This is a genomic window from Acidovorax sp. GW821-FHT10A04 (assembly GCF_059415825.1).
Window position 1 is genome coordinate 198,819 of sequence record NZ_JBWKNZ010000008.1, and the last position, 14,501, is coordinate 213,319.

Consider the following 14,501-nt stretch of genomic DNA (forward strand, 5'->3'; position numbering starts at 1 on the left):
ATCGGGATGTTCTTTTCGGGGCAGCCTTCGGGTGTCGGTCACAGGGTTGGCGGTTGTCAGCGGGCGCTCACATCGGCCACGGAATCCACCACGCTGAACTTTCCACCCTGCTGGACCAGGGTTGCCACCAGCGCTGCGCCGGTGGGCCGAGGTCCGCCCAGGCGCAACCGCGCCGTCACGGCCGTGGGCGGGCCCGCCATGTCGGCCGCGATCAGCCCCGTGCCGTTGGTCCATTGCTGGGCCAGAGCTGCCGTGATGGGGGTGCCTGAACGGCGCATGGCGGCCAGCCGCTGCAGGTGGTCGTCCGTGAGATTGCCCAGGGTCCGCAGCAGCACGATGGGGGTGGTGTCCAGCCGCACCTTGCGGTTCCTGGTGCCTACCACCAGCAGGTCCTGCAAACCCACGGGAACCTGGGTGGTGCCACCCCGCACCAGGGGGCGCGGTATCTCGTTCCAATCCAGCAATTCTCGCATGCTTGAAAATCCGGCCGTTCCGCGCGCGTCCATCACCCGGTTCTTGAACTCCATGGTCAGCAGCGCCAGCTCGCGCGCACGCGGCGGGGCCGTGCCCAGCAGGGCGAACAGCCGCTCCCATTCCTGGGCGGTCAGGTCGTTGGCATCGGGCAGGCCGCTGGCGTCCTGCAGCTCGGCGGTGAACGGCTGTCGGCCCAGTGTGGCTTCGTAGCGGGCCGTGGGCGTGGTGCCGGCGGCGGCGGCCGCGGCCACCCCCCGGGCAGAGGGGGCGGTGCCGGGGGCGGTTGCGGGCGGGGCGCCGGGCTCCGGCAGGCGCCACAGGGGCCAGTTGCGGCGCACCTCTTCGGGCAGGGGTGGGTTGGCACCCGCCACCGCCGAGGCCATGCCCAGCTGCAGGGCGGTGTAGGCGGCGGCAGACTGCAGCACATAGGCTTCCTGCAATGCCTCCTTTTCGCGGGCGAGCAACTGCGCATCCAGGCGCAGCGAGACCGAGACGCCCAGCACCACCGTGGTCACCACGGCCATCAGGCCCAGCGCAAACAGCAGGATGTAGCCGCGTTCGCCAGCGCGGCCGGCCCGGTGGGCACGGCGCTGCAGGGGCCGGGGGGGCTGCAGGGTGCGGGTGGTCATGGTGCGCCTGCCTCGCTGCGGGCCTTGTAGACCAGGGCTGGCATGTCGTCGCGCACGCCCGACAGTCCCATGCGCAGCAGGTCGGGCGGCTGGCGCAGTTGCTCCCACTTGGCCAGCCAGGTAGGGATGGGCTTGCCTTCGCGGTTGGGCAGGCGGGTCAGGTAGGAGAAGGCACACATGCGCAGGCCCGAGGCCAGCACCTGGGTGTCGAGCAGGGTCGGGGTGGGCCTGTTGCCGGTGTTCGTGGGGGTGGCGGGGGGCAGCGTTTTCACGCGATGCACCAGCGCCAGGCTGTTGCTGCCTTCGGCGGTTTCGCAGGCATATTCCACGCGCGCAATGGCCGGGGCCGCACCGGGCGTGCCCATCACCGGGTGCAGGGTGTCGAACTCCAGCGTGGTGGCACTGCCCTTGACGGAGATGCCGCGGGTCGTCCATTCGTGGCGCAGGATGCGTTCGGCCCCGCGCACTTCCTCGCGCGAGCGGGCGCGGTCGCCGTTGCGGCCGTAGAAATCGAGCGCCGTGGACATGGCCGAGGCGCCGATCACCGCCACCACGGCCGAGATGGCGAGCGCCACCATCAGCTCCAGCAGCGTAAAGCCGGTCTGGGTGCCTGGACGGGGATGGCTGTGATGGCGCCTCATGGCGTGGGCCGCACGGGGTTCTGCGGGTTCTGCGGCGTTGACGAGGTGGGCGCTGCCGAGCCGCCCGCAGTGCGCTCACCCGGCGGGGGCGGTGCCAGGCGGTAACTGTTCAGGCGGTAGACCTGCTGGTTGCCCTTGGGGCCCCAGAAGACCTCGACCTCCACCTCTTCGAGCTTCTGCCGGAAGGCCGGAATCCGCTCCTGCTGCGCGCGGGTCAGGGCCTCGAAGGGGCGCAGGTGGACGCGGTAGCCGAAATCGGTGCCGGCATAGCCCTGGTCCACGGCGTCGTCGGCCACGGCGAAGGTGGGGCTGGCCAGCGCTTCGTCGAGCTTGGCCTGGGCCAGCGCCATGGCGGCGGTGTGGCCGTTGATCTTGTCGTCCAGGCGCGCCGTGCCCGAGATCGCGGTGAACGCGATCGCCAGGCCGAAGCCGATCAGCACCATGGCCACCAGCACCTCCAGCAGCGTGAAGCCGTGTTGCTGCTGGGCGCGCGGCCGGGCGCGCACGGGCTTACTGTTCGGTCGGCGCGGCATCTTTTCTTTCAATGCGTCCGCTGACGCGGGCCATGCGGAACTGCTGCTGCACGCCCGAGGGGGTGCGCACCAGAAAGGCCGCCTCCTGCGCGGTGCCATCGGGGTAGAAGAGCAGCTGCAGGGTTTCGTCCTCGGCCCGGGTCGCCGTGGCCGCCGTGCGCGGGCGGTCAGCGGGGCTGGCAATGAGGCGGTAGTTGCCGGGCAGCTCCAGCACATTGCCGGCCGCCGTGGCGATGCGCCCCGAGTCAAAGTACACCGTGGCTTCCACCAGCGCCCCCCCGAGCACGGCCCGGTTGCGCAGGCGCTTGAGTTCCTGCTGCGTGCGGTCGAGCCAGCGGCGCTCCTCTGCGCGGCCGGCCAACTGGTCCACCGAGACCATGGCCAGGCCCGTGCCGATGCCGACCAGCACCAGCACCAGCAGCAGTTCGAGCAGCGTGAACCCGGCGGTCTTTTTCATGCGCAACCGCACGGAGTCGAGGCAGGTCTACTTATTCCCAGCTGCGGATGTCGGCGTCGTCCCCGCTGCCGCCTTCCTTGCCGTCGGCGCCCAGGGACGAGAGCTCGTAGTCGCTCTTCTCGCCCGGTGCACGGTAGACGTAGCTGTTGCCCCAGGGGTCCTTGTCCACCTTCTTCTTGAGGTAGGGGCCGCGCCAGCGGGCCGCCTCGGCCGCGTCGGCGGGCTTTTCCGACAGGGCGGCGATGCCCTGCTCGGTGCTCGGGTAGCGCGACATGTCCAGGCGGTAGGTATCCATGGCGGCGCCCAGCATCTCGATCTGGGTGCGCGCGGCCTTGACCTTGGAGGCGTCGAGCTGGCCGAACAGGCGCGGGCCGACCAGCGAGGCCAGCAGGCCCAGGATGACCATGACGATCAGCAGTTCGATCAGCGTGAAGCCGCCTGCGCGGCGCAGCGCGGGCTTGCGGGAGGGGAGCTTGAAGGGCATGTGCATTGGAAAAAACCTACTTACTTACTACGTCACTTGTTCATTTACAGGGGCATGTCGTTGATCGAGAAGATGGCGGTCAGCATCGACACCACGATGGTGCCGATCAGCCCGCCCATCAGCAGGATCATCATGGGCTCGAACAGCGCCACCAGGTTGCGGGTGGCCTTCTGGATGTCCTTCTCATACTGGTCGGCCACCTTCACGAGCATGGCATCGAGCGCGCCCGACTCCTCCCCCACCGCGGCCAACTGGCCCAGCAGGCGGGGAAAGAACGGGTCGGCGCGCACCGGGCCCGACACGCCTTTGCCTTCCTGCACGGCGCGCACCAGCCGGTCCAGCGCCTTGCGCAAGGGGATGTGCTCGGTCAGCTCGCGCACGATGCGCATGCCGGTGAGTATCGGAACCCCGCTGGCCAATAGAGTTCCCCAGGTGCGGCAGACATGGGCCAGCTGGATCTTGAGCAGCAGGGGCCCCAGGATGGGCATGCGCAGCAGCAGCAGTTGCCAGCGCTCGCGCCACTTGTCGTCGCGCAGGGCCATCACGAAGCCGGTAAGGGCCACGGCGATCACCCCCAGGATGTACAGGCCGTAGGCCTTCAAGAACTCGCCGGTGCCGATCAGCACGGCCGCCGCTGTGGGCAGCTCCTGGTGCATGTCGGTGAAGATCTGGCCGAACTTGGGCAGCACGAACACCGTGAGCCCGAGCAGCGCGCTGACGCCGAAGAAGAACAGCAGCACCGGGTAGATCGACGAGGTGACCAGGAACGAGCGGAACTCGATGCTGCGCGTGTAGAACTCCACCAGCCGCTGCATCACCACGGGCAGCACGCCGCCTTCCTCGCCGGCGCGCACCATGTTCACGTACAGGCGCGGGAACACCGAGGGGTGGCGCATGAAGGCATCGCCCAGCGAATTGCCCTTTTCCACGTCCACCACCACGGCCTGCATCACGCCGCGAAAGAAGGGCTGCTCGATGCTGCTCTGGCAGATGTGCAGTGCCCGGTCCAGCGGCAGGCCGGCGTCCAGCAGGGTCAGCAACTGCTCGGTCATGGCCAGCACGTGCTTGATGCCCACGCGTTTGCTGCCGCCGCCGAGCGAGGCGGTCCAGCGGATGCCGGAGGCGACCGGCTGCTGCTCGGACGCCAGTGGCAGGTGCTGGGCGGTGTCGGCTGGCACAGGGCTGCTGCCAGCGTCGGCTGCAATCCCCTGGCTGGCGGCACCTGAGCTACCCGGCCGCGGCCTCACGTCATCTCCTGGCGGGTGACGCGCGCCAGCTCTTCGAGGGTGGTGATACCGGCCAGCACCTTGCTGATGCCGTCGGCGCGCATGGTGCGCACACCCTGCTCGATGGCCTTGCGGCGCACGCCTTCGGCCGGCATCTTCTGGATGATGGCTTCCTTGATGGCCGTGGTCATGGGCAGCATCTCGTAGATGCCCGTGCGGCCGATGTAGCCCGACTGGCCACAGTGGTGGCAGCCCTTGCCGTGGAACAGCTCGGTCACCTGGTGGGCCTCGACACCCTCTTCGGCCAGGAACAGCAGGTCGGCCGAGGTGGGCGTGGTGCTTTCGCGGCAGTGCGGGCAGATCACGCGCACCAGGCGCTGCGCCACGATGAGCACCACCGAGGAGGCGATCAGGTAGCTCTCCACGCCCATCTCCATGAGCCGGTGGGGCGCGCCGAACGAGTCGTTGGTGTGCAGGGTCGAGAACACCAGGTGGCCCGTGAGGGCGGACTGGATGGAGATCTCGGCCGTCTCACGGTCACGGATTTCGCCGACCATGATGATGTCCGGGTCCTGCCGCACGATGGAGCGCAGCGCGCTCGCAAAGGTCAGATCGATCTGCGACTTGACCTGGATCTGGTTGATGCCGTCGATCTGGTACTCGACCGGGTCCTCCACGGTGATGATCTTGTTGCCCGGCAGATTCACCTGGCCCAGCGAGGCGTACAGCGTGCTGGTCTTGCCGCTGCCGGTGGGGCCGGTCACGAGGATCATGCCGTGCGGCTGCACGATGGCGGCCTCGAGCATGGCCAGCGCCTCGGCGTTCAGGCCGAGCGAGTCCATGCCCATCATGCCGGGGCCCTGGTCCAGGAGGCGGATGACCATGCTCTCGCCGTACACCGTGGGCACGGTGGAGACGCGCATGTCGATCTGGCGGCCACCGACTTCCATCTTCATGCGGCCGTCCTGGGGCAGGCGGCGCTCGGCGATGTTCATCTTGGCGCGCAGCTTCAGGTGCGAGATGGACGCCATGTACATGCGCCGCGGGGGCGATTCGGCGTCGAACAGCACACCGTCGATGCGGTAGCGCACGCGAAACTTCTGCTGGCTGACCTCCAGGTGCAGGTCGGACGCCCGGCTTTCCACCGCGCGCAGCAGCAGCGACTGCACCAGGCGCACCACGGGGGCGTCCTCGGCCAGGGCCTTGAGGGTTTCGAGGTCGTCGTCCTGGTTCTCGGAGCCCGATGCGTTCTCGTCGTCGAAGGCGGCCAGGTTGGCATTCTCGGGGCGGTAGACCTGGTCCAGGCCGGAGTGGATCCACATGCGCGGCGCCAGGTGCAGGCGCGTGGGCACGGAAAAGAACTGCTTCAGGGCATCGAGCGCGGCCAGCTGCACGGGCACGCTGGAGGCGATGTGCACCGCTTCGTCCGTGACCGAAAAAGGCAGCAGCGAGTTCGTGCGCAAAAAGGCTGGCGACAGGCCCTCGATCGGGGACACGTCCTGCAGCGCATGCGTCATGGTGTTGAGCAGCGGCACCTTGAGGTTGCGCGCGAACTGGGCCAGAAGCTCGGCTTCCTGGTTGCCGGCGTCATCGGTGCCGATGGGGAGACTGCTCATAGTTGCTGTGGGAATGGCCGGTTCGGCACTGGGGGCATGGGGTGGAAGGGGTTTGCCAGCGGCCCATGGCCTGCAGGATGGGCGCTGAACGGCCCGTGCGGCCACAGGCCTGGGGTGTTCTGGCACCACCCGGCATTGTAGTTTGTTCGCCTTTCGCGGGGCACCCCCTGCATGGGTGGGCTTGTGCCGGCGCGCGTAACAAAGATGAGTGCGTGTTAATGGGGGTCAGATCGTGGGGGTCAGATCGCGAGGGGGTCGACATCCACCAGCCAGCGGATCAGTCCCTTGTGGGCCGGATCGCTGCGCGTGGCCTGCAGCACCGGCTGCCAGGCGGCCAGAAAGCGCTGCAGGGCCGTGCGGCTCTCGCTCTCCAGCAGCATCTGGGCGCGCTCCACATTGGCGATGCGCTGGATGGTCAGCGGCACGGGCGGGTACAGGGTGACATGGTCCACGCCCGGCAGGCCGTGCTCCCGGGCGGCGGCGCTGGCCGCGGTCAGGAAGGCCTGGGCCACCTCCTGGGTGCGGGCGTCGGCGCGCACCAGGGCCTGGTAGGCGAAGGGGGGCATGCCTGCCTCCTGGCGCTCCTTGAGCTGCTGGGCCGCGAAAGCGGGGTAGTCGTGCGTGCGCAGTGCCTCGAACACGGCATGCGTGGGGTGGAAACTCTGCACCCACATCTCGCAGGGGGCGCCGCCCTGGGCCGCCATGTAGGCCGCGTCGCGGCCGGCGCGCCCCCCGGCCTGCATGAGCAGGGCGAACAGCCGCTCGGCCGAGCGGAAGTCGCTGGAGAACAGCGCGCCGTCGGGCTGCACGGCGGCCACCAGGGTGATGCGGCGAAAGTCGTGGCCCTTGGCGATCATCTGCGTGCCCACCAGCACGTCCACCTCGCCCGAATGCACCTGGGCCAGCTGGCTCTCGAGCGCGCCCTTGGCCTTGGTGGTGTCGGCATCGATGCGCGCGATGCGCGCGGGCGAGCCGTCGGGCCGCAGCACCTCGGACAGCAGGCCGGCGAGCTGCTCCTCGAGCTGCTCGGTGCCCCGGCCCATGGACAGGATGTCAGGGCTGCCGCAGGTGGGGCAGTGGCGCGGCACGCGCACGGTGTAGCCGCAGTGGTGGCAGCGCAGGGTGCGATCGGTCTTGTGGAACACCTGGTGGGCGCTGCAGTGCGGGCAGTCGCTCTTCCAGCCGCAGTCGGCGCAGTGCAGCACGGGGGCATAGCCGCGGCGGTTGAGCAGCACCATGCATTGCTCGCCGCGCTGCACGCGCTCGGTGATGGCGGCCAGCAGCGGCGCGGTGAACACCGCGCGCTTGGGCTGCTGGTTCATATCCACCCGCCGCACGCGCGGCAGTTGCCCGGCGCCGATGCGGCTGGGCATGTGCAGGCGCCGGTAGCGGCCGCCCTCGGGGTCCTCGGGTGTGGGCGGGCGGCTGGCGTGCCAGCTTTCCAGCGACGGTGTGGCCGAGCCCAGCAACACCTTGGCGCCCTGCTCGCGCCCGCGCCACACGGCCAGGTCGCGTGCCGAATAGCGGGCCCCCTCCTGCTGCTTGTAGCTGGGATCGTGCTCCTCGTCCACCACGATCAGGCGCAGGCCCGGCATGCTGGCGAACACCGCCATGCGCGTGCCCAGCACGATGCGCGCCGCGCCGCTGTGGGCGGCCAGCCAGCTCTTGAGGCGCTGCGGGTTGGTCATGCCGCTGTGCAGCGAGACCACGGCCTGGGCGCCGAAACGCGGCGCGAAGCGGGCGGTGAAGCGCTCTTCGAGCTGGGGGGTGAGGTTGATCTCGGGCACCATCACCAGGGCCTGGGCGCTCGGATCGGCGTCCAGCACCTCCTGCGCGCAGCGCAGGTAGACCTCGGTCTTGCCGCTGCCGGTGCTGCCGAACAGCACGAACGGGCCTTTTTCGGCGGCGATCTGCGCGCGCGCGCTTTCCTGCTCGGGTGTCAGGGCCACGCTGGGCAGGGTCTGGCCGGTGTCGCCAGCGGGTGCTGCCGGGCGGCGCAGGCGCCGGGCCAGCTGCTCAGGGCCCAGGTCGCGCAACTGGGGCGGCAGGGCGGCCAGCGCCACCTCGCCCAGCGCGCGCTGGTAGTAGCGTGCCGCAAACCCGACCAGGCGGCGCCAGGGCGCGTCGAGCGGCGCCACGCCGGCCAGCACCCCAGCGATGGGGCGCATGGTCGCGCCTTCGGGCAACTCGCCGGTGGCCTCTTCCGCGTCCCAGACCACGCCCAGTACCTCGCGGGTGCCGAAGGGCACCCGCACCAGCGTCCCGGGGGGCAGCGGATCGGGGCTGGCATAGCTCAGCAGATCGCCCACGCCGCTGTGCGAGGGGGCGTGCAGGGCCACATGGACGGTGGTGGTGGATGGAGGCGGCAAGGTCGGTGGTTCAGGGGCAACCGGGAATCGTACGCCAATCCTCCTGGGGGCTCGGGCTGTCCGCGGTGTGGGGAGGTTGCGCGTGCTACTTCATGTTCTGTCGCGGTGTCAGCGCTAAGTCGCTGATCATGCTGCGTTTTTCAAGTCATCCCACAAATCTGTGGATAACTTTGTTGACATCCTGTCTTCACCGTGGCCCAGGCCGCATGGATACTGGGCTGGAACAAACTGCCTGTAAATCCAGCAGAGAGAAAAAATCCATATGAATCAATCATCTGAAGATTTTTGGAGGGCTTTTTTGTGTTAATCGCCGGCGGGTGCATTTTTGCTGCGCCGCATCACGTTTTGTGTGCATAAGTCGAGCCTGCCCGGTTCGTCAAGGGGAGAATGGCCACCATTTCTGTGCTAGCCGATCGAGTCGGTATGCAGTGTTTTCTATGATGTCGCCCGCAAGTGCTTGATTTTGCAAGGCTTTTGCGAGAAGTTCAGAATTTCTGTGGATAACTTTGTTGATATCCCCTGCGCGCAGCCCGCCAGCCCTTGAAAAACCGTGCTTCCGGTAGGTTGCCCGTCAAAAGTGCAATCGAAGGATTTCCATATGAATCAACCACTTGCGTCGCTGCGAAAATAAAGTGGCGCCCCAGAAACAGTACGATTGAATTTTTCAAGGATGCGCCGCCAGTGTGCACAACTCCGGCTATTTCCCGCCTGCTGAAGGGCTTCGAGGGGCTCTCTCGATGCCCTCCGACGAGATGGCTGGACTTTTTTTGGCCAGCGCACCCGGGTGCTGGCGCACGGGTGGGATGGATTGCCTGGCCGGAGATTCCGGCCCCGCCCTGCCAAGTCATCCCGGAAATCTGTGGATAACTTTGTTGACATCCTGTCTCCAGTGCGCCGCAAGCCGCATGGATGCTGGGCTGCAACAGAATGCCTGTCAAAATGGCAGGGTTAAAAAATCCATATGAATCAATCATCTGATGATTTTTGCCGCACCTTCTTGTGCTAGTGCCGCAGCATTGGCTTTTGCTGCGCCGCATCACCTTTTGTGTGCATAAGTGCAGTTCGCGCGGTTCGTCAAGAGGACATTGCCCGCCATTCCCGTGCCCGCGGTGTAGGACGATGTCCACTGATTCTTGTGGTTCACGCCGCAAGTGCTTGATCTGTCACGGTTTTTTCATGAAGTTCAGAATTTCTGTGGATAACTTTGTTGATATCCCCTGTGTTCTGGCTTCCAGCCCTTGAAAAACCGTGCTTCTGGTAGATTGCCCAGCAAAAGAGCAGCGCATGAATGCCTATACAAATCAATGGCTTGCATGCGGTCCGAAAAAAAGGGCCGTCCAATGGACGGCCCGATAGATTTTCTTGCAGATGCACCACTGGTGTGCACAACCCAGGCTATCTAGGAGCCCGGGAAGGCGCTTTTCAACCCAGGCTGCGCTGATTGCGTGAATGGCTGTGCACGGTTTCCACCAGCGCCGCCACGTGCTCGGGTGGCGTGAACTGGCTGATGCCGTGGCCCAGGTTGAAGATGTGCGTGGGGCCGGTGGTGCTGCGGTCGGTGTGCGGCGTGCCGAAGCTGTCCAGCACCCGGCGCGCCTGGGCTGCGATCTGCTCGGGCGGCGCAAACAGCACGTTCGGGTCGATATTGCCCTGCAGGGCCTTGCCCGGGCCGCCCACGGCACCACCCACCAGGGCCCGGGCGCGCGCCAGGTTCGCGGTCCAATCCAGGCCCAGCACCTCGCAGTCCAGGGGCTTCATGTCTTCCAGCCACAGGGCGCCGCCCTTGGTGAAGACCAGGCGCGGTACATCGGTGCCGTCCACGCTGGTGCGCTTGAGCTGGGCCAGCACCCGCGCCGTGTAGGCCAGGCTGAACTCCTGGAAGGCCCCGTCGGCCAGCACGCCGCCCCAGCTGTCGAAAATCATCACCGCCTGGGCGCCCGCGTCGATCTGGGCGTTCAGGTAGGCGGCCACGGCGTCGGCATTGGTGGCCAGGATGCGGTGCATCAGGTCCGGGCGCGCATACATCAGGCTCTTGACCAGGCGGTAGTCGTCACTGCCCTTGCCTTCCACCATGTAGCAGGCCAGCGTCCAGGGGCTGCCCGAAAAGCCGATCAGCGGCACCCGGCCGTTCAATGCCTTTCGAATGCTGGTCACGGCGTCGAACACATAGCGCAGCTTGTCCATGTCGGGCACGGCCAGTTCGGCCACCGCGGCCTCGTCGCCTACCACCTTGGCAAAGCGCGGGCCCTCGCCCTCGGCGAACGACAGGCCCAGGCCCATGGCATCGGGCACCGTGAGGATGTCGCTGAACAGAATGGCCGCATCGAGCGGAAAGCGCTCCAACGGCTGCAGCGTCACTTCGGTCGCGTAATCCACATTGGTGGCCAGACCCATGAAGCTGCCGGCCTGGGCGCGCGTGGCCTTGTACTCGGGCAGGTAGCGCCCCGCCTGGCGCATCAGCCACAGGGGCGTGTAGTCGGTGGCCTGGCGGCGGCAGGCGCGCAGGAAGGTGTCGTTGGAAAGGGGGGCGAAGCTCATGCCCCGATTGTCGCAGGGCCCGGAAACTGGACTGAATCGCCAGAGCAGATGGTTTGGGTGTGCTGCCTGCGCAGGTGTCGCGGATGTCTGCAACAAGGTCCGTCATGGACAGGGGCGCGGCCCTGCCAGCGCCACCGTGGATCCGGCTTTGCCGGTCCACCGGAGGCGTCCCCCTCAGGGGGAAGACGCGCAGCGGCTCAGGGGGAGCTATCTCTCGGCGATGTAGTGCGACATGCGCACCACCTCGCCCGGCGCGAGGAAGGCGCGCACCTCGGTCTCCAGCGTCTGGTCGGCCATGGTGGCGCGGGCGCGCTGGTGCAGGTAGTCGGCCCAGGATTCGACGATGAAGCGCTCCACATAGCGGGTGGGATCGCCCAGGTCCTTGTAGACGCGCCAGAAGGTGGCGCCATCGCGCCGGCGCGGGGCCTTCATGCGGCTGATGGTGTCCAGGAAGGCCGCGTCCGTGCCTTCGGCGATGCGGTAGCTCACCTCCACGGCCACCGGGCCTGCCTCGGGCAGGGGTTCGGCCTCGATGAAGAGTTCGTCCCAGGGCGTGGCCTGGGTCACCTCGTGCAGGGCGCCCATGCGCAGCGGCATGGGGCGCGCGAGCAGCAGGCCCACGGCCATGCAGGCCGCGGCGGCTACCAGCGTGGGCGCCAGGCCCACGATGTCCGAGGCTGCCCCCCAGATGGCCGAGCCCATGGCGAAGGCGCCCAGGGCCGTCACCATGTGCATGGCCACGGCGCGCGAGCGCACCCAGGGTGGCGCGCTGGCCTGGGTGGCGGTATTGAAGGTGGACATCGCCGACATCCAGGCCGCACCGCCAAACATCATCGCCAGATAGACCACGATGGCGGTGTGCGAGAACGCGGCCACCAGCATGGCGCCTGCGAACACCACGCAGGCCACGTTGACGATGACTTCCAGCCCGAAGCGCGCGCGCAGCTTGCCAATGACCAGGCCCACGGCCACGGCGCCCGTGCCCAGGCAGCCCATGAGCAGGCCAAAGCCCTGGGCGCCTGCACCCAGCTGGCGCTGGGCGATCACCGGCAGCAGCGCCCACAGGGCCGAGCCGGCCGCGCTGAAGGCCGTCACGCGCACCAGCTGCGCCAAAATCATGTGCGAATGCCAGGCAAAGCGCAGCCCGCTCAGGGTGCCGCCCCACAGGCGCTCGGCCGGCAGCCGGGTGGGCGCATGCGGGCGCGGCGGCCAGCGGCGAATGGACTCCCACATCACCATGGTGGTGACGGCTGCGATGGCGAACACCCAGCCTGCGCCCAGCTGGGCGAACACCAGGCCGGCCAGCGTGGGCCCCACGGCGCGCGCCGCGTTGTAGGCGATGCTCACGGCGGTGATGGCCTGCGGCCACTCGTCGCGCGGCACCGGGTCGATGACCGAGGAGTTCCAGGCCGGCGTGAGCACCGCCGTGCAGCAGCCGCAGACGAACACCAGGAACAGCACCGAGGCCGGCCCGCCCTTGCCCGCCAGCACCAGTACCGCCAACAGGCTGCAGGCGGCGATCTGCGCGATCAAGGCGCCGGAGATCAGCCGGCGCCGGTCGGTGGTGTCGGCCAGCACACCGGCCGGCAGCGCCAACAAAAACATGGGCATGAACACGGCTGTCTGCACCAGCGCGGCCAGGAAGGACGAGCCCGACAGCTCCACCATCAGCCAGGCCGCCGCCATGGTCTGCATGCCGCTGCCGATGAAGAAAACCCCGCCGCAGATCCACAGGCCCCGGAAAGCAGGTTGGCGCAGCGGACTCCAGAGCGAGGTGGATGAGGACATGGATGGCGTGGGGCGTGGTTCTATAGATAGAGAAGACAGACAGGGCGTGTGGCGACCCCTTGCCACAGGATAGCGGCAGCCGACGCATTGCGGTGCGCCAAAGCCCGTTTTTCCTGTACGGCGGCCAATGGAGTGTGGGAATGGGCCTGCTGTGGGCGTACCGCTACTCCGGGTGCCGCCCGCCGCGCAGCCGGTAGGTGCGCGGCACGTCGGTGCGGGTGGCCACCAGGGCCTCGGCCTGGCGCTGCATGTGGACCAGGCTGGCATCGAGTGTGTCGAGGGCACTGGCATCCAGCCCGGTGAGCAGGGCCTGGTTGAGCGCCTTGATCTGCGGGAACAGGGCGTCGTGCACCGCCTGGCCAGCCGGGGTGAGCGAGAGCACCGCCTGGCGCCGGTCCCCCGGCATGGCCTCGCGCGTGATGAGCTTCTTGCCCAGGAGCGAGGTGATGGCGCGCGAGGTGCGGGCCCGGTCCAGGCCCAGGCGCTCGGCCAGTTCAGCCGGGGGCATGCCGGGTCGCTCGGCCAGCCACATCAACAGGCCCCATTCGCGCCGCGTGATGCCATAGCCGCCCTCGCACAGGCGCACCACCAGGCTGCCGGCCACGGCCAGCAGGCGGTTGAGCCGGTACATCAGCAGGTGCCGGGCCGCCTCGGGGTCGGCCAGCCGCAGCGGGTCATCGGGTTCGGGCATCAGGGTAAACACGGGCATGGATTGTTTAGATCAATCGATTGTGGCCCTTCTAAAGTGCGCCATTCCTTCTATCGATATCCATTCGGGAGCCTTGCCATGTGGAAACCCCTCGCCTCCGTGTTCACCGCCGTGCTGGCGCTATCGGCCGCACTGGCCCAGGCGCAGGAGGCACCACTGCGCATCGTCGTCGGCTATGCGCCCGGCGGCTCCAGTGACCGCGTGGCCCGCATCGTGGCCGACAAGCTGCAGGCCAAGCTGGGCTCGCCCGTGATCGTGGAGAACCGCACCGGCGCCGGCGGCCGCCTCTCGGCCCAGGCCGTCAAGAGTGCGCCGGCCAACCAGCCTGCGCTGCTGCTGGCCAACCCGGCCGTGATGCTGGTGGCGCCCCTGGTTTTCCCCGACGCGGGCTATGACGCGGAGCGCGATTTCCGCCCGGTGAGCCATGTCAACAGCTACGAGTTCGGCGTGGCCGTCTCCGCCGCCGTGCCCGTGCGCGAGCTGCCGCACCTGATCGCCTGGCTGCGCGCCAACCCCGACAAGGCCAACTTCGGCGTGCCCGCCACGGGCAGCCTGCCGCACTTCTTCGGGCTCATGGTGGGCGATGCCGCCAAGGTCAGCGCCGAGGTGGTCGGCTACCGCGGCTCGGCCCCGCTGCTCAACGATTTGATCGGCGGCCAGGTGCCCGTGGCCTTCGACACCTTCGACACGCTGCTGCCCCAGCACGAGGCGGGCAAGATCCGCATCCTCGCGGTGTCCAGCGCCAAACGCAGCCCGCTCGATCCCAAGATCCCGACCTTCAAGGAAGGCGGCCTGGACCTGGCCGCCACCGGCTGGAACACCTTCTTTGCGCCCATGAGCATGCCCAAGGCCCAGGCCGAGCGCCTGGCCGGCCTGATCCACGAAGTGATGAAGGACCCCGACACGCGCCGCAAGTTCGAGGCCGCCAAGATGGAGCCCGTGGCCAGCAGCATGGTGCAGACCGAGGCCATGCTCAAGGCCTACCGCGCCCAGTGGGCACCCGTGGTGCAGCGCTCCGGCTTCAAGCCCTGAGGCAG

12 protein-coding genes are annotated in these 14,501 nt (G+C 68.0%); 1 reads left to right on the forward strand and 11 read right to left on the reverse strand.

The features are described 5' to 3' along the window. Window positions 1-56: 56 nt before the first annotated feature. The 11 genes from AC07PF_RS18405 to AC07PF_RS18455 form a co-directional block, all read right to left on the reverse strand. Entirely contained in the window at window positions 57-1,103 is a 1,047-nt protein-coding gene (locus AC07PF_RS18405) for a hypothetical protein (RefSeq protein ID WP_494612798.1), read from the reverse strand. Next, window positions 1,100-1,744: a PulJ/GspJ family protein gene (locus tag AC07PF_RS18410; protein WP_494612799.1), complete on the reverse strand. Its 645-nt coding sequence runs from the start codon at window positions 1,742-1,744 to the stop codon at window positions 1,100-1,102. Before AC07PF_RS18410 ends, AC07PF_RS18405 begins: the two co-directional genes overlap by 4 nt. Beyond that, window positions 1,741-2,277: a type IV pilus modification PilV family protein gene (locus tag AC07PF_RS18415; RefSeq protein ID WP_494612800.1), complete on the reverse strand. Its 537-nt coding sequence runs from the start codon at window positions 2,275-2,277 to the stop codon at window positions 1,741-1,743. The genes AC07PF_RS18410 and AC07PF_RS18415 overlap by 4 nt, the downstream gene beginning before the upstream one ends. Next, window positions 2,255-2,734 (reverse strand): prepilin-type N-terminal cleavage/methylation domain-containing protein, encoded by a 480-nt coding sequence (locus AC07PF_RS18420; RefSeq protein WP_007852037.1) that lies wholly within the window; start codon window positions 2,732-2,734, stop codon window positions 2,255-2,257. The genes AC07PF_RS18415 and AC07PF_RS18420 overlap by 23 nt, the downstream gene beginning before the upstream one ends. 31 nt (window positions 2,735-2,765) lie before the next feature. Next, window positions 2,766-3,218, reverse strand: coding sequence for a type II secretion system major pseudopilin GspG (gene gspG, locus AC07PF_RS18425; protein WP_108016485.1), 453 nt, complete (start codon window positions 3,216-3,218; stop codon window positions 2,766-2,768). A gap of 44 nt (window positions 3,219-3,262) precedes the next feature. Beyond that, the gene (locus AC07PF_RS18430) at window positions 3,263-4,396 is read right to left on the reverse strand and encodes a type II secretion system F family protein (RefSeq protein WP_494606928.1); all 1,134 of its coding nucleotides are present in this window, start codon (window positions 4,394-4,396) and stop codon (window positions 3,263-3,265) included. Between the two features lie 65 nt (window positions 4,397-4,461). Beyond that, window positions 4,462-6,060 (reverse strand): GspE/PulE family protein, encoded by a 1,599-nt coding sequence (locus tag AC07PF_RS18435; RefSeq protein WP_052024349.1) that lies wholly within the window; start codon window positions 6,058-6,060, stop codon window positions 4,462-4,464. Between the two features lie 239 nt (window positions 6,061-6,299). Beyond that, entirely contained in the window at window positions 6,300-8,429 is a 2,130-nt protein-coding gene (gene priA, locus AC07PF_RS18440) for a replication restart helicase PriA (protein ID WP_494612801.1), read from the reverse strand. Between the two features lie 1,422 nt (window positions 8,430-9,851). Further along, entirely contained in the window at window positions 9,852-10,967 is a 1,116-nt protein-coding gene (gene hemE, locus AC07PF_RS18445) for a uroporphyrinogen decarboxylase (RefSeq protein ID WP_494612802.1), read from the reverse strand. Window positions 10,968-11,174: 207 nt separating this feature from the next. After that, window positions 11,175-12,755, reverse strand: a complete 1,581-nt coding sequence (locus AC07PF_RS18450; RefSeq protein WP_007852057.1) for an MFS transporter — start codon at window positions 12,753-12,755, stop codon at window positions 11,175-11,177. Window positions 12,756-12,918: 163 nt separating this feature from the next. Beyond that, a complete protein-coding gene (locus AC07PF_RS18455) occupies window positions 12,919-13,464 on the reverse strand; it encodes a MarR family winged helix-turn-helix transcriptional regulator (protein WP_494612803.1) in 546 nt (181 codons plus the stop codon). A gap of 78 nt (window positions 13,465-13,542) precedes the next feature. On the opposite strand from AC07PF_RS18455, the gene AC07PF_RS18460 reads away from it, so the two are divergent. After that, on the forward strand, window positions 13,543-14,496 hold the full coding sequence (locus tag AC07PF_RS18460; protein ID WP_494612804.1) for a tripartite tricarboxylate transporter substrate-binding protein: 954 nt from the start codon (window positions 13,543-13,545) through the stop codon (window positions 14,494-14,496). The last annotated feature ends 5 nt before the right edge of the window (window positions 14,497-14,501 follow it).